We start from the raw sequence: 18,919 nt of genomic DNA, 5'->3' as shown, positions 1-18,919 counted from the left end.
GCACATCGGCCGCGACCGCCCGGGTGTCGGCGACGGCCCCGGCTCCATTCCGCACCGCTTCACCGGCCACCGGAGAACCGCCCGTCTCTTGCAGCGCCGCACCACCCGGGGTGGAGCGGGGTCGTACGGGTCAGGCGATCGAGAAGGTGACGACCGACTGGTAGGTGTCGGCGAACATGAACGGCGGGAGCTGGATCATTCCGGCACCGCCGATCTCGAACTCGCCACCCGTCAGGTTGTCGCCGCCCGCGGCCGCCGAGGCGACCTTCAGCGGGACGTCGGAGATCGCTCCGGGCGCACCCGCGGTGCAGGCGCTCGGGCTGGCCGGGTTGGTCACCTTGCAGGTCGGCTGGATGCCGATCTGCGCGGTGGCCATGGAGTGTCCGGTGACCGAGTTCAGGAACGGCGTACGGGTCGCCGAGACGTCCCAGCCGAGGGTCCCGCCGCGGAAGTCCTGGACGGCCATCGCGGTGAACTGGCCGACGACCGACTGGGACTTGCCGTTGATGGTGACCGAACCGAAGCTGACGGCGGGGTTGCCCGCCTGCGGGCCGATGGCCAGCGGGCCGGGCAGGACCTCGACGTCGACCGGGTTCTGCACGCCCGGCTGCGCGACGATGAAGATGTAGGTCTTGTACGGGAGGATCGAACCGTCGATCTTGATCGTGTCGGCGGGCTGGTTGACGACGATGTCGCAGGTCGCCGCGCCGGCCGCGGTCGCCGTTCCGGTACCCGTGTCACCCGTGGGCGTGCCGTTCTTGAGCGCGGAGCAGGTGACGGGGCCCGCCGGGAAGTTGGCGCCCGTGACGACGACCGCGGTGCCCGCCTCGCCGCTGTTGGGCGTCAGCTTGGTGGTGATCGGGTCCTTGGGCAGCGCTTCCACGGCCACGGATCCGAGCGAGGCGCTCGGGCGCGGGTTCGGGGTGCAGGTGGTGGTGAAGACCGAGCCCATGAGGCTCGCGTCGGTCACCGCCAGGTCCAGCGCCACGTTCACCGTGGTGCCCTCGCTGCCGTCCGGGATCTTGACGGTCCCGGAGAAGCCGGCGGGGTCGAGGGGGACGCCGGGCTGCACGTTGACCGTCTCGGGCGGGCTGACCACCGTCTGGAGGGTCGAACCGACCTTCAGGGTGATCTTGGAGACGTTGGTGGTCGTCACCGCGAAACCGGGGATGACCGGACTCGGACCCGGGTCGATGGTGACCGGGACCACGTCGCCCGCCTTGGCGCCGTCGGGCAGCGTGATCGTGTAGTTCTGCGTGCCCGAACCACCGGGCTGGGGCGCGGGGGCGACGCAGTCCATCGGGACGGGCGTCGTCTTGGTCGCGGCCTGCGCGGTGCCCGACAGACCCACCACGGCGCCCGTCAGGGCCAGGGACAGAGCGCCGGCCCCGGCCAGAACTCTTCGGCGAAACGTTGTACTCACTAGGTCGCGACTCCTTCGTCATACGAACCCTCCCCCCACCCGCTGTGTGGGGGAGGTCGAGCCGGTGCGGTGGCCGATATTGACGCGTCGCGGGATTGAGATGTCAATGACTTGCTTTCGCCCGAAGCACACAGAAATTGATGTGCCATCAGGCCGGGTGGAGCGGAGGGGCGCACACCCGTGGGCCCGGGGCGGCGCGGGTGGGGCGGGTGGGGTTTCGCCCGGGCTTGCGGGGCGGGCCTGCGGGGTGGCCTGCGGGTGGGTTTTCGGCCCGGGCCGTCGGGGTCCGCCGGGGCGGGGGAGGCGCCGCCGGCGGAGGTTCCCGTACGGGCTACTGGGCGGCCGGGACGTGCAGCAACAGGTTCGGAGTCCCGGCCGGCAGGGCGGTGATCCGGTCCCGCACGGAGTCCCGTACGAGCACTTCGGCCACCTGGGCCGGGGTCTGGCGCGGGCCGCCGGCCGCCAGGCCGCGGGCCAGCACCAGCGCGGCGGCGCCCGCCACGTGCGGGGCCGCCATCGAGGTGCCGGAGGCGCGGGCGAGGGCCGTGGCGGATCCCTTCCAGGCGGAGGTGACGGCCACGCCGGGGGCGGAGAGGTCCACGCAGGCACCGTGGTTGGAGAAGTCGGCCCGCCGGTCCGTCGCGTCCGTCGCACCCACGGTGAGCGCCTGCGGGACCCCGGAGGGGGAGCCGGTGCAGGCGTTCTCGCCGGAGTTGCCCGCCGCCACGGCGAAGGTGATCCCGGACGCGATCGCCCGTGTCACCGCCCTGTCGAGGGCGAAGCTGTGGCCGCCGCCCAGGCTCATGTTGGCCACGGCCGGGGTGCCGGGCGACTTGAGGGCGTCCTTCACCATCCAGTCGACGCCCCGCGTGATGGCCGACAGGGTCGCGTCCCCGCGGCAGTCCGCCACCTTCACGGCGACGAGCGAAACCCCCTTGGCCACCCCGTAGGTGGCTCCGCCGACGGTCCCCGCGACGTGCGTGCCGTGGCCGTTGCAGTCCGTGGCGCTCTCCATGAACACCGCGTTGGCGCCCCAGCGGGCCCGGCCGCCGAACTCCTGGTGCAGGGTGTTGATCCCGGTGTCCACGATGTACGCGGTGATCCCCTCGGCCTTGGCCGGGTACGCGTACGAGCCGTCGAGCGGCAGCTCGTTCTGGTCGAGCCGGTCCAGGGACCAGGGCGCGGGGCTCTGCACGAGGGGGGCGGCGGCGGGGACCTCGTCGTCGAGGAGGGGGATGTCGGCCGGGGGGTCGCTGATCCGGAAGACCGTGTCGGGCTCCACGGAGGCCACCCGGGGATCGGCGGCGAGTTCGGCGGCGCGGGCGGCGGTCGTACGGACGGCGAAACCGCTCAGGGCGGTGTCGTAGACGGCCCCGACGCTGTCGCCGGCGGCCTCGGACTCGGCGGCGAGGGCGCGGGTGGCCGCGGAGGCGGAGGCACGGGTGGTGCCGTCCTTGAGGACGACGACGTAGGGGGCGATGGGGGCGTCGGCGGTGGCGGCTGCGGCGGGGGAGGCGTACGGCGGCAGGGCGGTGGCCGCCGCCAGCAGGGCGGCGGCCGGGAGCAGCGCGGTGAATGCGGTCATGCCGCCGATGCTCGGCGAGGCACGGGCCGCCCGCGCGGAGGGTGCGCCGACTGGCCCCACGACACGCCGCCCCAGGGTGCGCCGGAGCCAGCACGCACCATCATTCCCCGCCCGCCCGCCCGCCCGCCCGCCCGCCTGCCCGCCTGCCTGCCCGCCCGCGCACGACCCGGCCCGCCCGCGCACGGCCCTGCCTCGGCTGGCGCCGAGCCGCGCTGCCTCGGCTGGCGCCGAGCCGCGCGGGCCCGGCTGGCGCCGAGCCACTCCGCCTCGGCTGGCGCCGAGCCACCCCGCCCCGGACGGCACCGCGCCGGACCGTGCCGCGCGGGACCGGACCGGACCGCACCGGACCGGAGCGGACTGCGCGGAGGCACCGCACCGGACCGGACCGGACTGCGCGGACGCACCGCACCGGATCGGACCGCACTGCACCGGCCCGGAGCGCACCGGATCGGACCGTACGGGACCGCGCCGGAGCGTGCCGCACCGGACCGGACGGCGCCGCACCGGATCGGACCGCACGGCGCCGCACCGGATCGGACCGCACGGCGCCGCGCCGCACCGGATCGGACCCGCGTCAGACGCGGTGCGGGGTGGTCGGCCTTCGGGCGATGACGGGACCTTGCCGACAGCCCTGGGCCCGTCTCTTGCGGGCCCTGCCCGGCCCGCGCCGGCCCGCAGCGCACTCCACCCGTGGCCCCCGATGACGCCGACCCCGACAGCCAAGCGCCGAGGGAGACGGCCTAGCGGGCGAAGGGCCAGCCGAGCATCCTGAAGACGCCCTCGTCGCGGGCGCCGGCCGCCCCGTACGTGGCCAGCGCGGCCTCGTTGTCGGTGTCGACGCCCACCCACATGCCGTAGCAGTCGCGCGACTCCGCCTCGGCGGCGAGCGCCTCGGTCAGGGCCCGGCCGAGCCCGCGCCGGCGGTGGGCCTCGTCCACCGAGAGCTCGTAGAGGCACATCTCGGTGCCCTTGTCGGGGTGGATCATCTCGACCCCGGACACCATGCCGACGGGAACGCCGTCGACGTAGGCGATCAGCATCAGGTGCCCCGGGGCGGCCAGGAACCGCTCGGACCAGTCCGCCCGGGCGGGCCCGTCGAAGAGGACTTCAGCGGCTTGCAGTTCGTCGACGGTGCGTGCGATGCGGATGTCCATGGGGGCGACGATAACGACGCCACGCGATGCCGCGGTAGGCGCGGCGAGGGATGGGGAGGGTGCCGCCCTCAGCCGGCGAGCGGTGCCGCAGGAGGCGCTGCCAGCGGTGCGGCCAGGGACGGCGGCCTCGGCCGGGGTGGGTGTCGCGAGAGGTGGCAGGGATTCCGGACTCGGAGTGGGGAGGGCTGCGTTGAGCGGCGGCTGCGGGTGCCGGAGGGACGACGGAGGCGGTGCGGGAGGGGGGAGGTGCGCAGTGGGTGCCGGACTCGGTGTGGGGAGGTCGGGGGTGGGTACCGCTGGGTGCCGGACTCGGTGTGGGGAGGGCGCTCTGTAGGGGTGTCGGACGGCGGGAGGGGCGGCGGTCTCGGTTGGGGGTGGGCGGCGCTGGGTGCCGGACTCGGTGTGGGGAGGGCGCTCGGTAGGGGTGTCGGGAGGTGGGGGGATACGGGGGGTTTCGCGGGGGCGGCTGAGGTGGGGTGGCCGGTGTGGTGGGGGAGGGGGGTTTTGATAATGGGCGGCTGAGTGACGGGGAGCGTGCTTTTGACGTGGAGTGGGGCGCGGCGCCGGAGGCGCTGCGTAGGGCGCTTGGGCTTGCCTATGAGGCGCTCGTGGCAGGGGGGCTGGCGGTCGGTGCCGTTCTGACGGACGGGGACGGGGAGCCGGTCGCGGAGGGGCGCAACGAGGCGTACGAGGACGGCCCGGGCACCGGGCCGTTGCGCGGGACGCCGCTCGCGCACGCCGAGATGAACGCGCTGGGGGCCGCCCGTACGGGCTGGGACCTGGGCGCGGCGACCCTGTGGAGCACCCAGGAGCCTTGCTCGATGTGCGCGGCCGCGGCCGAGTTCACCGGCGTCGGGCGGGTGCGGTACGTGGCTCCGGACCCGTGGGCGCTGTCGAGCGGCACCGGCACCGGCTCCGGCGCCGACCCGGGCGCGACCCACTGGCTGCTGGTGGCCAACGCCATGTTCCTGCGGAGCGTGGTCGTGGCCTCGGACGGGCCTGGAGAACCGCGGATCCTGACCCACCACCGGGCCGTTGAACCTGAGACCGCGGCCTTCCACGACAGCCTGCCGGCGGGCCTGCCGACGGCCGCCTCGGCGCAGGACTGGCTGCGCCCGCACCGGGCACTCCTCGCGGAACTCTCGGCGGCCCGTGAGCTGCGCACGGGTCGCTGAAGCTCAGGGCGTTGTGGCCGACACCTGCCGGACGGGGGCGCCGTCCTGCGTGCCCGCCCCGGGCGAGGGGGTGCCGTCGGTCCAGGCGTACACCTCCTTGCCGCGCACCGTGACCTGGTACTGGTAGGCGCCACGGCACTCGGGCCGCTCCTCGGCCCTGGTGCCCGCCGGCCACCACTTGGCCTGCAGGGTCGTCCCGGAGTGCCTGCTCGGCGTGCCCGCCGCGCACTGCGGGCCGTCCAGCGGGGTCGCGCCCAGCGTGAAGCGGAGCAGCCGCGCCTGACCGTCGGTGCGCGCCATTATTCGCACGTCGGTCGCGTCCTTCGGCACCCAGCGCGGCAGCACCCACGTGGCCTCCCCGCGGGCCGCCGCCCCCCGCGCCGCCTGCCCGCGCGCGCCCTCCCCGTGCGTCGGAGCGTCCGCGGCCGTCGCGAAGCGCATGCCCCTCTCCTTGAACACCCGGTCGTTGATCGTGTCGGTCAGGGGGTTGCGCGGGAGGTTGGGCAGGGCGATGGCGGCGGTGGCGAGGACTCCGACGGTGGCGGCGACGATGACGAGAGGACGGCGGTTCATGTCCACGAGTATTCGCGGCGCCGGCGGTAGTCCGCGTCCCTCCCGAGGCTGAACCGAATCTCTGCCGGAAGGGTGACATCGGCTCATACCTGAGTACCGGTCCGGTTCAGTTCGGTCAGGTTCGGTTCGGTCCGTCCTCGGCGCGGGCCGGGACCCACGGATCCCGGTACCCCCTGCGGCCGCCCTCGTTAGAGGGTGCGTGCCCCGCCGCCCAGCCCCAGCCCCAGCCCCAGCCCCCGCCCGGACCGGAGTCCGCGCGTCCGCTCTCGTCTCCGGCGCCGTGGCGGCCGTACTGGCCCTCGCGCCATCGGCGTCAGCGGCCGGGCAGCACCCGCTGGTTCCGCAGGACAAGCCGCAGGTGCTGAGCGGCTGGACGCAGCCGGGTGCGGCCAGTCAGGACGCCTGGGCCGCGGCGCGCGAGAACCGGGCCGAGTGGGAGGCGTACGGCTTCGACTGGTCCACGGACTACTGCACCACGTCCCCCGACAACCCCTTCGGCTTCCCCTTCCGTGAGGCCTGCGCCCGCCACGACTTCGGGTACCGCAACTACAAGGTGGCGGGCGGGTTCCCGTCCGCCAAGCCCCGGCTGGACACGATGTTCCACTCCGACCTGAAACGGGTCTGCGCACGCTACTCGGGCGCCCGCAAGGCCTCCTGCGACGGCACCGCGTGGACCTACTACCAGGCCGTCAGGGCCTTCGAGTAACAGCCCGGAGCCGCGCCGCCCCGCCCCAGCCCCGCGCCGTCGCGGGTCACACGAGCCGCGGGGAGCGCAGTTCCAGCAGGGTGATGTCCGCCGGGGCGCCGACCCGGACCGGCGGGCCGAAGAAGCCCGCCCCGTTCGTCACGTACACCTTGGTGTCGTCCACCCGCCCGAGCCCGGAGTTGACCGGATTGGCCAGCTCCGTGATCGCGGTCAGCGGGAACATCTGCCCGCCGTGCGTGTGCCCGGACAGCTGGAGGTCCACCCCGTGCCGCGCGGCCTCGGCGGCGAACACCGGCTGGTGGGCGAGGAGTACGACGGGACGCGACAGGTCCCGCCCGCCCAGGGCCTTCCCGAGGTCGGGCCCCCGGCCGTGCTCCTCCCCGGCGAGGTCCTCGACCCCGGCCAGGTCCAGGTGGGCCCCGTTGTGCAGGATCTCCACGCGCTCGTTCACCAGCGGGCGGACGCCGACGGCGCGCATCTCGTCCAGCCAGTCCTCGACCCCGTCGTACAGGTACTCGTGGTTGCCGGTGACGAAGAAGGCGCCGTACCGCGATTCGAGCCCCTTCAGCGGCCGGGCCGCGGGCCCCAGCTGGGACGCCGTTCCGTCCGCGAGATCGCCGACGATGGTCACCAGGTCGGCCTGCAGCCCGTTGACCATCCGGACGATCCGCTCGGTGTGGGCGCGCCCGAGGAGCGGCCCCAGGTGGATGTCGCTGACGACGGCGATCCGCAGACCGGCCAGGCGCGGGTTCACCTTGGAGAGGGTGACCGGTACGCGCTTGATCAGAGGGTCTCCGAGCGCGGAGGACATCCCGTAGCCCACGGTGCCCAGCGCCGTGGCCCCGGCCAGGGTCCCCACCGCCCGCCCGAGGAAGAGCCGGCGGCCGACCAGCCGGTCACGGCCCCCGGTCTCCGCCGGGGTGGGTGCCGGCGCCGACGCCCCCGACAAGGCGGCCGGCGCCGAAACGGCCGGCCCGGAGACCGGTACCGAGACGTCGGCCGGAGCCGCCACCGCTGCCGGAGCCGCAACCGGAGCCGCAGCCGGACCCGCTGCCGCAGCCGCAGCCGGAGCGACAGCCGCAGCCGCAGCCGGAGCCGTCCCGTCCCCCGCCGCCTCCGCACCCGTCCGCCGCCACCCGCGCAGCACGAGGGCCCGCGGCAGTTCGAGTATCACGAGCGTCGGCAGCAGGTAGAGCAGTACTCCGATCAAGGTGTAGCCGGGCCACGCCAGGAACCGGCCGCCCCCTCCGTCCGAGGGATCGAACAGCGGGGTGAGGATCCGGGTCCCGGGAGCGAGCAGCGCCGACAGGACCACCCCCCACGTGGCCAGCCGCCGTACGGGCGTTCCCGGCCCGGTCGTGTCGCGGACCAGGCGGATCCACAGGTAGTAGTGGACTGCGGCGGAGCCCACCAGCATGAGCGCCGTCACTCCGAATCCCAGCATGTCTCTCTCCCGGAGGCCGGATGGATCAGGCGCGGTCGGCGGGTGCGCCGACCCCTGCCGTGTCGGACGGCCCGGAGGCGGCGGCGGAGGCCGCGCCGGCGGGTGCGCCGGCGGGTGCGGCCGGGGCCGAGGACTCGGAGATGCCGAACCGCGCGTGGAACGCGCGCAGGGGCGCCGGCGCCCACCAGTTGGCCTTGCCGGCGAGGCGCATGGAGACCGGTACGAGGACCGCGCGGATCAGCGTCGCGTCGATCAGGATGACCACGACCATGCCGATGCCGAGCATCTTGAGGAAGACGATCTCGGACGAGGCGTACGTGGCGAACGAGGCGGCGAGGATGACCGCGGCCGAGGTGATCAGCGGGCCGCTGCGCTCCAGACCGGCGGCCACCGCGCCCGTGTTGTCGCCGGTCAGGTCGTACTCCTCCTTGATCCGCGACAGCATGAAGACCTCGTAGTCCATGGAGAGGCCGAAGGCCACGCAGAACATCAGGATCGGGATGCTGGGCTCGATGGAGCCGCTCGGAGTGAAGCCGAACAGATCGGCCAAGTGGCCCTCCTGGAAGATCCACACGAGGACGCCGAACATCACGCCCATGCTCAGGGTGTTCAGGAGCATGGCCTTCGCCGGCAGGAGGACGCTGCCGGTCATCAGGAACAGGACGAGGAACGTGGTCACCAGGATCAGCCCGAAGACCAGCGGCAGCCGGTCGACCAGCTCGGCGCGGAACTCGCTCAGCTCGGCCGGGTAGCCGCCGATCTTCACCGCGCCCGGCTCGGCGCCCTTGGAGACGACGGAGCGGATCTCGGAGTGGGTCCGGTCGATGTGCTGCGCGACGGCGCGGTGCGTGGCGACCACCGAGTACCAGGTGCTGCGCTCGTTCGCGAACCGGCGGGAGGACTCCCCGGGTTCGGCGATCTTCCGGCCGCTCGCGTACGAACCGGTGAGGGCGTCGACCTGGTGGACTCCGGAGACCTGGGACAGCTCGACGGCCGTGGTCTCGATCGAGGTCCGGTTGGCGTCGGTCCCGGCCTGGCCGGTGCGCAGGACCTTGATCGCGCTCATTTCCTCGGCGGCGAAGTTGTCGAGGATCTGCTGCTGGACCACGCGGCTGGACACGTCACGGGGCAGCACCTGCGCACCCGGCACGCCGAAGGTCAGACCCAGTACCGGCGAGGCCAGCCCCACCAGCACCACCAGCGCGGGGATCCCGTACAGCAGCGGCCGGCGCATCATGCGCAGCGCGGTGTGGTGCCACCAGCCCCGCTCGGGACGGGCGTTGTCGTTCTTGCGGGCGATCTTGTGGCCGAGGCGGGCCAGCGAGGCGGGCAGGATCACCAGGGCCGCGAAGACCGAGGTGAGGACCGTGGCGATACCGGCGTACGCGAACGAGCGCAGGAAGGGGAACGGGAAGAGCAGCAGGGCGGCCAGCGACAGGATCACGGTGAGACCGCTGAAGGCGACGGTGCGGCCCGCGTTGGCGACGGACTGCTCGACGGCGTCGGGGACGGACCGGCCGGCCCGCAGCTCCTCGCGGAAGCGGTTGATGACGAAGAGGCTGTAGTCGACGCCGAGCCCGATGCCCATCACCAGCGCCAGGTTGGCGGCGAAGGTCGAGACGTCGGTGACGTACGTGACACCGCGCATCAGCGCCAGGGTGGTGATCACCGAGAACAGGCCCATGCCGAGGGTGAGCAGGGCGGCCGAGAACCGGCGGTAGATGGCGAACAGCAGGAGCAGAACCAGCGGGAAGACGATCATCTCGGCCCGCAGGAAGTCCTTGCGGGACTGCTCGGCGGCCTGCCGGAACACCTCGTCACCGCCGCCGACCTGGACCGTCACCCGGGCGCCGTCCCGGGTGAAGGCGGGCGAGATGTCCGCCAGCCTGGTCCGGGCCTCGGTCACCGTGCCCGACATCCGGGCGATGATCAGGGCCTGCTTGCCGTCCTTGCCGCGCATGGTGGGCGAGTTGCCCCGCGACCAGTACGAGAAGACCTCGGCGACCCCGGCCTGGCCGGCCAGTTCCCGCTCCAGGGCGCGGCCCTCGGACGCGACGGCGCCCTCGTCCACGGTGCCCTGCTTGGCGGTGACCATCAGCAGCACGCTGGGAGTCCCCGCCTTGAACTCCTTCTCCAGGACGGCGCGGGTGGTGACCGACTCGGATCCGGGGGTCTCGAAGCGGCTGAGGACCAGGCGGTTCATGGTGCCGGCGGCCAGGACCAGGCCCACCACGGCCAGGGCGACGGACACCCAGACCACGAGGCGGGACCGCGAGGCGGTCAGCCGCCCCCAGCGCTGCAGTGCGGGGGGATGGTCCACGGGGGTGGTGCGAGCGGGCTGCTGCGTGCTCGGTGTACTCGGTGTACTCGGTGTGCTCGGCATGTTCTGCTCTCTGGATGAAGGGGGATCTGTGGGGGGCGGGGGTCAGGAGGCAGGCGGTCAGGAGGAGGGCGGCCGGTGCGCCGGGAGGGGAGGACGGGCCGGGGTCACAGTCCGCGGGCGTCGAGCCAGGCGTCGATCCGGTCGAAGGTGGCGGGCGCCGAGCGGGCCATCGTGGCGTAGTGCCCTGCTCCCGGGATGGTGACGAGCTCGCTCTGCGCGCCGGTGAACAGCCGCTGGTGGGCGGCGCCTCCGGTGACGCGGGCGTCGTCGTCCCCGTACACGAGGAGGACCGGGACCTTGACCGAGCCCAGGTGCGCCAGGTCCGTGAAGACGGAGTCGAGCTGTGAGCTCATGTCGCCGCAGGGGTGGCGGTTCTGGTGCGGGGCGGCCGCGTCCATGACCTGCTGCTCGGTGTCGTGGAAGTTGCCCCGGCGGAACTGGTCGGGCCCCAGGTCGTAGTAGACGTAGCCGCTCGGGTCCGAGGGCTCGCGGCTGGGCTGCCCGCCGGCCATGCAGCTCTGGAGGGCGCTGAAGAACCGGGTGTTGGCCTCCGGGGTCAGGCCCCGGTCGGTCCAGTCCATGATCATCAGGCCGTCGATCCCGCCGAACGAGTAGGCCTCGATCTGGGCGACCTGCCCGCCGTTGGACTGCCCGGCCAGGGTGACCGTGTCGAAGCCCTGCGCCTCGGCGGGGCCCTCGGCCGGCTTGCCTTCGAGGGCGTACGTCCCTGCGCGCAACTGCTCCACGATCTGGTGCGCGATGTCCGCCTCGGCCCCGATGCAGGTGTCGAAGCCGTCGGGACGGTCGCTGGCCCCGTAGCCGAGCCGGTCGACGGTGACGGAGGCGTGGCCGCGCTTGGCGAGCTCCTCGGCGTAGTGGTAGCCGGGCACGTCGAGGCGCCAGTACCACTCGCCCGCCGCGATTCCGTGCTGGTAGAGCGTGACCGCCTGCTGCCCGGAGGAGAGCACGGACGCGGGCGCGGTCAGGTGGCCCCTGATCCGCTGGGTGCCGCCGCTGGTGCGGCAACCGGTCTTGCTGCCGTTGGTGTTGCGCACGGTGAAGGAGACCGGAACGTCCACGATGTGCTGCGCGGTGAGCCGCGCCGCGGTCCGCTGCGCGGCCGCCTCGGCCTCGGCGGGAGACGGCGGTGAGGACACGTTCACCGAGGCCCCGGCGGCGGCCGCGGCCGGGGTGTCGGAGGCGGTCACGGCCGCCAGCACCGGACTCGCCAGCAGCGCCGCGGCCGCGCCCAGGACGGCGACCCGCTTGATGATGCTCATGAACTCCTCACCTTTCGCGCCGGCGCCGCGGGGGCGGCCGGCAGTTCTCCTCGCGCGCGGAGCCAGGCGGCCTGGTCCGTGACGGTCTGTTCCAACGGGCGGAAACGCGCGCCGAGTTCGTTGATGGCGTGGGCGGAGGAAACCCTCCGGTGGTGTCCTTCGAGCAGCGTCCGCATGCCGGTCCGGGTGGCGACGGGCGGTACTCCGCGCACCTTTGCCCGCCACTCCAGGACCGCGGCGATCGTCATCGCGGCCGGCGGTGGTAGCTTGCGCGGCACCGTTCCGGTGCCGGTCGCGCGCACCACGGCGGCGCAGATCTCGTGCAGCGGGTACCAGCTGCCGCCCGCGATGTAGCGCCGGCCGCCGGTCCCGAGCGCGGCCGCGGAGACGCAGACGGCGGCCACGTCGCGGGCGTCCACCACGTGGTTGCCCGCCGTGGGCAGCGCCTTGATCGCGCCGTGCGCCACCGCCAGGAAGAGCCGCCCCGCCGAGGTGGGTCCGCAGTCGCCGGGGCCCCACATCCAGCCGGGCAGGACGAGCGGCACCCGCAGCCCGTACTTCTCGCCGAAGCCCTCGATCAACCGCTCCGCGCGGATCTTGCTCGCGCGGTAGTGGTTGCCCCGGTCGGGGTCCCCGTTCGGGGTCGCCTCGTCCGCGGGCGAGCGGACGTCGCCGCCGCCGAGCACGGCGACGGAGCTCGTCTGCACCACCGTGGGAACCTCGGCGTCGACCGCCGCCTTCAGCAGCTCCTCCACCGCGTCCACGTTGGTCCGGTGGAGGAGATCCAGGTCGTGGCCCGGCTGGTAGTACTCGCGGAAGTACGCGGCCGTGTGGATCACCGCGTCCATCCCGCGCAGGGCGCCGGCGTAGCTGTCGATGTCGGTGACGTCCCCGGCGACCAGACGCAGCGCGGGATGCCCCGGCAGCAGGGCCCGGGCTCGCTCGGCGTCCCGGACGACCGCGGTCACCTCGGACCCGGCGGCGAGCAGCCGGGCGACGACGGCGTGCCCGAGGAGCCCGGTGGCCCCGGTGACCAGAACGGCCTGCATCGACGGGTACCGCGGGGCCGGCTCGGAGAGAGCCGGTTGGGAGAGAGCCGGTTCGGAGGGTGCCGGCTCGGAGAGAGCCGGTTCGGAGGGTGCGGGCTCAGCGGGCCCGGGCCCGGAGGGAGCCGGCTCAGAGGGCGGCGGGTGCGCGGTCATGCGTGGTCCTTTCGGGGCCGGCCGGGGAATCGGGGGATGCCGGGCCATCGGGGCCATCGGGCCCGCCCGGGGAATCCGGGGAATCCGGCGGGTCGGCCGGTACGAGCGGCCCGGACTCCTCGCGCAGCCCGAGGCGTTGGTGGATCCGGCGCAGCGGGGCCGGTGCCCACCAGGTGCGCGGGCCCAGCAGGGCCAGTACCGCCGGGACCAGCAGGGTCCGTACGACCAGGGCGTCCACCAGCACGGCCAGGGCCACGCCGAGGCCGAGCATCTTGGTGTTGGTGATCCGCGACAGGCCGATGGAGACGAACACCACGCTGAGCACGACGGCGGCCGCGGTGATCAGCCCGCCGGTGGTGCGCATGCCGTGCAGCACCGACGCCCGGTGGTCCGCGGTCCGGTCGAAGTGCTCCTTGATCCGGGCGACGAGGAAGACCCCGTAGTCCATGGACAGGCCGAAGGCCACGCAGAACATCAGGACCGGGAGGGTCGCCTCCACGTCCCCGGTCGCCGTGAAGCCCAGCGGACCGGACAGCCCGCCCTCCTGGAACACCCACACCACCGCGCCGAACATGGCGGTCAGGCTGAGGCCGTTGAGCACGATCGTCAGCAGCGGCAGGGCCAGGCTCCCGGTCAGCAGGAAGACCAGCACCAGCGTCCCGACCAGGATGAAGCCGAGGGCGGGGACCAGACCCCGGCCGATGGCCGCCTTGCTGTCCACCACCTCGGCCGCCGGACCGCCCACGGAGGCGCCGTCGGACCCGGCCGCCCCGCGCAACCGCCCCACGAGCTCCTGATGGGCGGCCGAGGTCGCGGCCGTGTCGTCCTCGGCGACGACCGTCAGCAGGTCGTGACCGGCCGTCCTGCGGCCGGAGTCGGCGGGGGAGGGGACCTCCGACCGGACGCCGTCGCGGTAGGTGCCGGCCGAGGACTCGACCCGGGTCACCCCGGCGAGCGCGGACAGCTTCCCGGCGATCCGCTCCGCGGTGGCGCGCGCGGCGGCGGGGGTGGCCCCGCCCGTACGCAGCAGGACCGGAATCGAACCCTCGGGCAGGTCGTCGAACTCCTCGCGCAGGACCTCCTGCGCGATCCGCGACTCGCTCGCGGCGGGCAGCTGCCGGTGGTCGGCGGTGCCGAACCGGGCGTCGAGGAAGGGCAGTCCCAGCACCAGCAGGACGCCCGTCACCGCCATCGTGACCAGCGGCGCACGGCGCATCACGAGCTCCGTCACCCGTCCCTTGGGCGCCGGCGCGTTCACGCGCCCGCGGCCGCGCCCGCGGCGGCGCACCGTCAGCGCGTCCACCCGGCGCCCCAGCAGCGCCAGCACCGCGGGCAGCACCGTCAGCGCGGCGAGGGCCGAGACCAGCACCACCGTGATCCCCGCGTAGGCGAGGGAGCGCAGGAAGTAGAGCGGGAAGACCAGCATCGCCGCGAGGGCGACCGCCACGGTCAGCGCCGAGAACAGGACGGTCCGGCCGGCGGTGCGCACGGTGCGCAGCACGGCCTCCCCGGGGAGCGCCCCGGCGTCCAGCTCCTCGCGGAACCTGCGCACGATCAGCAGCGCGTAGTCGATGGCGAGGCCGAGCCCCAGCGCCGTGGTGAGGTTCTGCGCGAAGACCGAGACCTCGGTGAAGCCGGTGATGATCCGCAGCACCGCACCCGTGGCGAGCACGGTGACCAGGCCCACCAGGACCGGCAGGGCCGCGGCGAGCACGCCGCCGAAGACCCAGACCAGGACGATCAGGGTGAGCGGCAGGGCGATCAGCTCGGAGCGGGCCAGGTCGTCGGCCACGGTGCCCTGGATCTCGTTCTGCACGGCGAGCGGGCCCGTGATCCGGACCGAGAGCCCTCCCCTGCCGCCCTTGCCGTCCTCGCCGCCCTGCCCGCCCTGTCCGTCCTGTCCGGCTTTCCCGCCCTGCTCGCCGCGGAACCGGGGCGCCAGTTCCTCCAGCGCCGCGCGGGCCTGCTTCTCGTCGCCCTGGATGCGGGCGGCCACCACCGCCTGCCGGCCGTCGTGGGAGCGCAGCTCGGCGAGTCCGGTCTGCCAGTACGAGACGACGCCGACGACCGGCTTCTCGAAGGCGAGGCGCTCGGCCAGAGCGGCACCCTGTGCGGCGAACGCGCGGTCGTCGACCTGCGCACCCTCCGGTACGGACACCAGCAGGACCAGATTGGGCTGCTGCTCGGGGTAGTGCGCCTCCAGGACGCGCTGCACGCGCGCCGATTCGGAACCGGGGTCCGTGGTACCGCCGTTGCCGAGCCGGTCGGGGAGGTCGGCCCCGAGCAGGACGGCGTCCAGGACCAGGACGAGGGCCGCCACCAGGAACAGCCACGGCCGGCGCACGAGGTGCGCACCGAGGAGCCTCAGCATCACGCCACGCTTTCCACGGCGGCGCCGAGTACGGACACCCCGGCGGCCAGCAGGGTCAGATCGGGGTGCGAGGACCAGGCGCCGACCGCGCCGTCGGGACGTACGTACAGGACCAGCGGACGCTGTTCGGTTTCGGTCAGCGCGGTCAGCTTCCGGCCGACGTCCACGGCACGGGCGTACGGGGCCGAGGCGTCCCACCCGCCCCGGGGCCTGTGGTCGGTGAGCAGCAGGACGTCCGTCTGGGGCCCCACCGTCGAGCGGGCCGCCAGCTCGGCGGCCTCCCGCGCGGTGGCCTCGGCGAGGTCGTCGCCGCCGCCCTGGACGACGAGCAGCGCGTGCCGGCCGGTCGCGAGGAACTCGTGCAGCGACGCCGTGCCGGTGCCGTGCAGCGGCTGCCACGGGGTGTCGGGCAGCCGCACCCCGGGCCGCAGCAGGCGCGCGGCCTTGGTGTTCCTGGTGGTCTTGGCGCTCGCGGTCGGCGCCGTGGGCGTGGTGGGCGTGGTGGTGCGGGCAGCGGCCTTCGGCAGCGCGCCCGGGACCGCCGGGCTCGATTCCAGTCCGGGATCGAGCTGCGCGAGTTCGGGAACGATCTTGCGGTCCAGCGCGCCGGTGGCGGTGGCCACCTTCAGCAGCGTGTCGCGCAGCACCCGCTTGGGGCCGCTGCGCAGCATCCACAGCCGGGTCTGGCGCTCGGAGTTGCGCAGCGCCCGCAGGGCGGCCGGCCGCCGCTCCGCCTCGTAGCTGTCCAGCAGGGACGGATCCGCCCCGTGGATCACCGCGGCCAGTTTCCAGCCGAGGTTGAAGCCGTCCTGCACCCCGGTGTTGAGGCCCTGGCCGCCCGCCGGGCTGTGGCAGTGCGCGGCGTCCCCGGCGAGGAAGACGGAGCCGGCACGGAAGGTCCCGGCCACCTTGGTGTGGACCCGGAAGGTGCTGCGCCACCAGGTGGAGTCGACCTTCCACCCCTTGGGGCCGCGGGCCGTCAGCAGTTCCTGGAGCTCCGCGTCGGACGGCGGCCGCACCTCGCCCGTGGCGTCCCGGTCGAAGAAGACCCGGTGCCCGCCGCCGGGCAGCGGTACGACGACCAGCACTCCCTCGGGGGTGAGGTGGTACTGGGCCTCGCCCTCGGGCAGGCCACCGCTGAACTCGCCGTCGCCCAGCAGGAAGTCACGTGCGTACGTACTGCCCTCGAAGGTGATCCCGGCGGCCTGGCGCACGGCGCTGTGCGTGCCGTCGGCGCCGACCAGCCAGGTCGGCGAGAAGGGGGCGGGGGAGTCCGTACCGGGCACCGAGAGGGTGACCGAGACCTCGGAACGGGCGTCCCCGGTGCGGGCGTCCCCGGAGGAGGCGTCCCCGGAGGAGGCGCCGCCCGGCGCGGAGGGTCCGGTGATCGTGGCCTCGGCCAGCTCGGTGTCCCATTCGACGTCGCCGCCGAGCCTGAGCAGCCGGTCGTACAGCACGCCCTCGGTGACCGACTGCGGTACGCACAGCGGGTGGGGGAACGCCGTGTCCTCCAGCGCCCCGAAGCGGACCCCGCCGGTGCGCCGGCCGTTGGACCAGTACGACGCGCCGGACAGCGGCAGCGAGCGCTTCTCCAGCGCGTCCGCGACGTCGATGCGCCGCAGTACCTCCAGCGCGCCGCTCCACAGGATCAGCGCCTTGGGCTCGCTGGCCGGGCCCTTCCTGCGGTCGATCACCCGGCAGTCCACTCCGTGCTGGAGCAGCGCGCAGGCCGTGGTGAGGCCGGTGGGCCCGGCGCCCACGATCAGAACGGTGTCCGTCCGCGTCATACGAGGCTCCTGGCGTAGGAGCCGCCGCGGGAGCGCAGCAGGTCCACGATCTGGTCGATGGCCTCGTCGGTGGTGGTGAAGTGGACCGCGAGCATGCCGAGGTCCGCGGCGGTGCGGCAGTTCTCGTCGAGGTCGTCGAGGAACAGGCACTCGTGCGCCGCCGCGGGCAGCCGCTCCAGCAGCCGCCGGTAGATCAGCGGATCGGGCTTGCGCACCCCCTCGGCCGAGGAGTCGACGACGGCGTCGAAGAGCTCGTCCACCGGGAGCTGGGCGCGCCAGCGCGGGCCCCATTCCACGACGTTGTTGGTGAGCAGGGCGGTGCGGTAGCCGTTCTCGCGCAGTTCGCGGATGAACCGCACCAGCCGCTCGTTGACGGTCCGGACGCGGAACCACACCTCGCCGAACTCCTTGTCGCCGAGCAGTTCCTCGTACGTCCGGCCGGGCAGCTCGGCGAGCACCCGCTCGACCATCTCGCGCTCGGTGCACGAAGCGGTCTCCAGGTCCGCCATGGGGTTGCGGCCGTGGCGCTGCGCCGCCCGCGCGAAGGCTCCCCGCAGTTCGGGGAACGGCACGTTCACCGCCTCGGCGAAGGCCGCGAAGGTCTCCTGCAGCGGATTGGTCAGGACGCCGCCGTAGTCGACGACGACGGTCGTGATGTGGCGGGAGGTCACTGGGCCACCTCCAGGCGGAACGAGGCGACGACGCGGCCCTGCTGGAGGATGTCCACCACGACCGGGACGACCAGCGCGCCCAGCGACTCGTTCAGCCGGAACTGCTCCACCCGGGCCACGGCCCGGGTCTGGAGGTCGAGTTCGGCGAACTCCTGGAACTGCGCGTTCATCGAGGTCACCTGGAGCCCGTGCGCCGAGATGGCGTGCAGCGAGGAGACCGAGGCCGCGGCCAGTTGCCGGGCGGCCTCCAGCAGGAGGTTGCCGGGAACGTGGTCGAGCTGGTGGTCGAACAGGTGGGGGTGGGTCGTGTCGGAGAGCACGGTGGCGGCGAACGCGCTCTCCCCGGCGGCGACGGGCCGGGTGATCACCACGTTGTACGGGTCGCGGCGCCCCACCGAGGCGGGTGCGGTGGGCACATGGGTGGGCAGGACGCCGAGGGTGCCCGCCAGCGTGCTGCGGCGGCGCTCGCGCAGCGCGTGGTAGACGCCGCGGGTGAAGAAGGCCAGTCCGCCGCTGCACTGGAGCGCGTCCTCGTCCTCGATGGCCAGCGAGCCGGAGAAGTCGATGGCCTGCACCCGCCCGTTGCGCTTGCGCTGGGGGAGAACGGTGAGGGTGGCGACGGCGCGGGCCGGCCGGTCACCGGTGCGCAGGGCCGACTGGTCCCGTACCTCGGTCTGCAGGTGGCGGAAGATGAAGGACTCGTCGAGGGGGACGTCCTCGTAGGTGTGGGCGAGGAACACCCCGGCCTGCCGCAGCATTTCGATCAGCAGCAGGAAGTCGTGGGTTCCCGACTGCTCGCCCATGATGTGGGCGCGGGGCAGCTGGGCCGCCACCTCGTACGTGTCGGTTTGATCCGGCACCCGGCGGGAATCGGTCAGAAAGACTTCGGCGATCGCGGCGCGGTGGACCATGGCACGGGGGACGGTGCTGTCGAATCTGAGAGCGGAACGGAGCTCGTCCTGCTGCGCTGGACCTGTCATCGATTTCTCCAAAGAGCGAGAGCGGGGACCGGATCACCTTGGACGACGGGGTTTGACCAGCCGCTGGAGTAATCGCTGACCGTCCGCCGCGCGGACCGGGGGGCCGTCGGCGCCGTCGCGGACGCGGGCCCTTCGCGGATCTCAACTACCGGATGTCGTCAAGGCATCGCGCGATGTGAGTTCTC

Annotated in this window: 14 protein-coding genes; 2 read left to right on the top strand and 12 right to left on the bottom strand. The window is 73.6% G+C overall.

What is annotated here, in order from left to right:
* Positions 1-130: 130 nt before the first annotated feature.
* The 3 genes from ACWCP2_RS21840 to ACWCP2_RS21830 form a co-directional block, all read right to left on the bottom strand.
* Complete coding sequence (locus tag ACWCP2_RS21840) at positions 131-1,423, bottom strand: hypothetical protein (RefSeq protein WP_450910242.1); 1,293 nt, start codon at positions 1,421-1,423, stop codon at positions 131-133.
* A 331-nt stretch (positions 1,424-1,754) separates the two neighbouring features.
* Positions 1,755-3,008, bottom strand: a complete 1,254-nt coding sequence (locus ACWCP2_RS21835; RefSeq protein WP_450910241.1) for a S8 family peptidase — start codon at positions 3,006-3,008, stop codon at positions 1,755-1,757.
* Between the two features lie 740 nt (positions 3,009-3,748).
* Positions 3,749-4,162: an N-acetyltransferase family protein gene (locus ACWCP2_RS21830; protein WP_450910240.1), complete on the bottom strand. Its 414-nt coding sequence runs from the start codon at positions 4,160-4,162 to the stop codon at positions 3,749-3,751.
* Positions 4,163-4,638: 476 nt separating this feature from the next.
* Between ACWCP2_RS21830 and ACWCP2_RS21825 the strand changes: the two genes are divergently transcribed.
* On the top strand, positions 4,639-5,337 hold the full coding sequence (locus ACWCP2_RS21825) for a nucleoside deaminase (protein WP_450910239.1): 699 nt from the start codon (positions 4,639-4,641) through the stop codon (positions 5,335-5,337).
* A 3-nt stretch (positions 5,338-5,340) separates the two neighbouring features.
* Here the strand turns inward: ACWCP2_RS21825 and ACWCP2_RS21820 are convergent, their stop codons facing one another.
* Positions 5,341-5,910 (bottom strand): hypothetical protein, encoded by a 570-nt coding sequence (locus tag ACWCP2_RS21820; RefSeq protein WP_450910238.1) that lies wholly within the window; start codon positions 5,908-5,910, stop codon positions 5,341-5,343.
* Positions 5,911-6,190: 280 nt separating this feature from the next.
* Between ACWCP2_RS21820 and ACWCP2_RS21815 the strand changes: the two genes are divergently transcribed.
* Positions 6,191-6,616 carry a phospholipase gene (locus ACWCP2_RS21815; protein ID WP_450910237.1) on the top strand — a complete coding sequence of 142 codons (426 nt, stop codon included), beginning with the start codon at positions 6,191-6,193 and terminating at the stop codon, positions 6,614-6,616.
* A 46-nt stretch (positions 6,617-6,662) separates the two neighbouring features.
* On the opposite strand, the gene ACWCP2_RS21810 is transcribed toward ACWCP2_RS21815, so the two are convergent.
* The 8 genes from ACWCP2_RS21810 to ACWCP2_RS21775 all read right to left on the bottom strand — a co-directional run bounded on the left by ACWCP2_RS21810 (position 6,663) and on the right by ACWCP2_RS21775 (position 18,734).
* Positions 6,663-8,060 carry a metallophosphoesterase gene (locus ACWCP2_RS21810; protein WP_450910236.1) on the bottom strand — a complete coding sequence of 466 codons (1,398 nt, stop codon included), beginning with the start codon at positions 8,058-8,060 and terminating at the stop codon, positions 6,663-6,665.
* A gap of 25 nt (positions 8,061-8,085) precedes the next feature.
* Positions 8,086-10,380 carry an MMPL family transporter gene (locus ACWCP2_RS21805; protein ID WP_450910235.1) on the bottom strand — a complete coding sequence of 765 codons (2,295 nt, stop codon included), beginning with the start codon at positions 10,378-10,380 and terminating at the stop codon, positions 8,086-8,088.
* A gap of 167 nt (positions 10,381-10,547) precedes the next feature.
* The gene (locus tag ACWCP2_RS21800; RefSeq protein WP_450910234.1) at positions 10,548-11,723 is read right to left on the bottom strand and encodes an alpha/beta hydrolase; all 1,176 of its coding nucleotides are present in this window, start codon (positions 11,721-11,723) and stop codon (positions 10,548-10,550) included.
* Positions 11,720-12,772: an NAD-dependent epimerase/dehydratase family protein gene (locus ACWCP2_RS21795; RefSeq protein WP_450910233.1), complete on the bottom strand. Its 1,053-nt coding sequence runs from the start codon at positions 12,770-12,772 to the stop codon at positions 11,720-11,722. Before ACWCP2_RS21795 ends, ACWCP2_RS21800 begins: the two co-directional genes overlap by 4 nt.
* Before the next feature lie 127 nt (positions 12,773-12,899).
* On the bottom strand, positions 12,900-15,296 hold the full coding sequence (locus tag ACWCP2_RS21790; protein WP_450910248.1) for an MMPL family transporter: 2,397 nt from the start codon (positions 15,294-15,296) through the stop codon (positions 12,900-12,902).
* Positions 15,296-17,083: an FAD-dependent monooxygenase gene (locus tag ACWCP2_RS21785; RefSeq protein WP_450910232.1), complete on the bottom strand. Its 1,788-nt coding sequence runs from the start codon at positions 17,081-17,083 to the stop codon at positions 15,296-15,298. The genes ACWCP2_RS21790 and ACWCP2_RS21785 overlap by 1 nt, the downstream gene beginning before the upstream one ends.
* On the bottom strand, positions 17,080-17,754 hold the full coding sequence (locus ACWCP2_RS21780) for an HAD family hydrolase (RefSeq protein ID WP_450910231.1): 675 nt from the start codon (positions 17,752-17,754) through the stop codon (positions 17,080-17,082). Before ACWCP2_RS21780 ends, ACWCP2_RS21785 begins: the two co-directional genes overlap by 4 nt.
* A complete protein-coding gene (locus tag ACWCP2_RS21775) occupies positions 17,751-18,734 on the bottom strand; it encodes a ScbA/BarX family gamma-butyrolactone biosynthesis protein (RefSeq protein WP_450910230.1) in 984 nt (327 codons plus the stop codon). The genes ACWCP2_RS21780 and ACWCP2_RS21775 overlap by 4 nt, the downstream gene beginning before the upstream one ends.
* Between the last annotated feature and the right edge of the window lie 185 nt (positions 18,735-18,919).

The sequence above is a fragment of the Streptomyces sp. NPDC002104 genome, from assembly GCF_053593795.1.
This window is presented reverse-complemented; position numbering and strand designations above follow the sequence as displayed.

Excerpts from the sequence above, each read along its gene's own strand:
- ACWCP2_RS21835 (WP_450910241.1), bottom strand. The coding sequence starts at position 3,008 with ATGACCGCATTCACCGCGCTGCTCCCGGCCGCCGCCCTGCTGGCGGCG.
- ACWCP2_RS21830 (WP_450910240.1), bottom strand. The coding sequence starts at position 4,162 with ATGGACATCCGCATCGCACGCACCGTCGACGAACTGCAAGCCGCTGAA.
- ACWCP2_RS21820 (WP_450910238.1), bottom strand. The coding sequence starts at position 5,910 with ATGAACCGCCGTCCTCTCGTCATCGTCGCCGCCACCGTCGGAGTCCTC.
- ACWCP2_RS21810 (WP_450910236.1), bottom strand. The coding sequence starts at position 8,060 with ATGCTGGGATTCGGAGTGACGGCGCTCATGCTGGTGGGCTCCGCCGCA.
- ACWCP2_RS21800 (WP_450910234.1), bottom strand. The coding sequence starts at position 11,723 with ATGAGCATCATCAAGCGGGTCGCCGTCCTGGGCGCGGCCGCGGCGCTG.
- ACWCP2_RS21795 (WP_450910233.1), bottom strand. The coding sequence starts at position 12,772 with ATGCAGGCCGTTCTGGTCACCGGGGCCACCGGGCTCCTCGGGCACGCC.
- ACWCP2_RS21790 (WP_450910248.1), bottom strand. The coding sequence starts at position 15,296 with ATGCTGAGGCTCCTCGGTGCGCACCTCGTGCGCCGGCCGTGGCTGTTC.
- ACWCP2_RS21785 (WP_450910232.1), bottom strand. The coding sequence starts at position 17,083 with ATGACGCGGACGGACACCGTTCTGATCGTGGGCGCCGGGCCCACCGGC.
- ACWCP2_RS21775 (WP_450910230.1), bottom strand. The coding sequence starts at position 18,734 with ATGACAGGTCCAGCGCAGCAGGACGAGCTCCGTTCCGCTCTCAGATTC.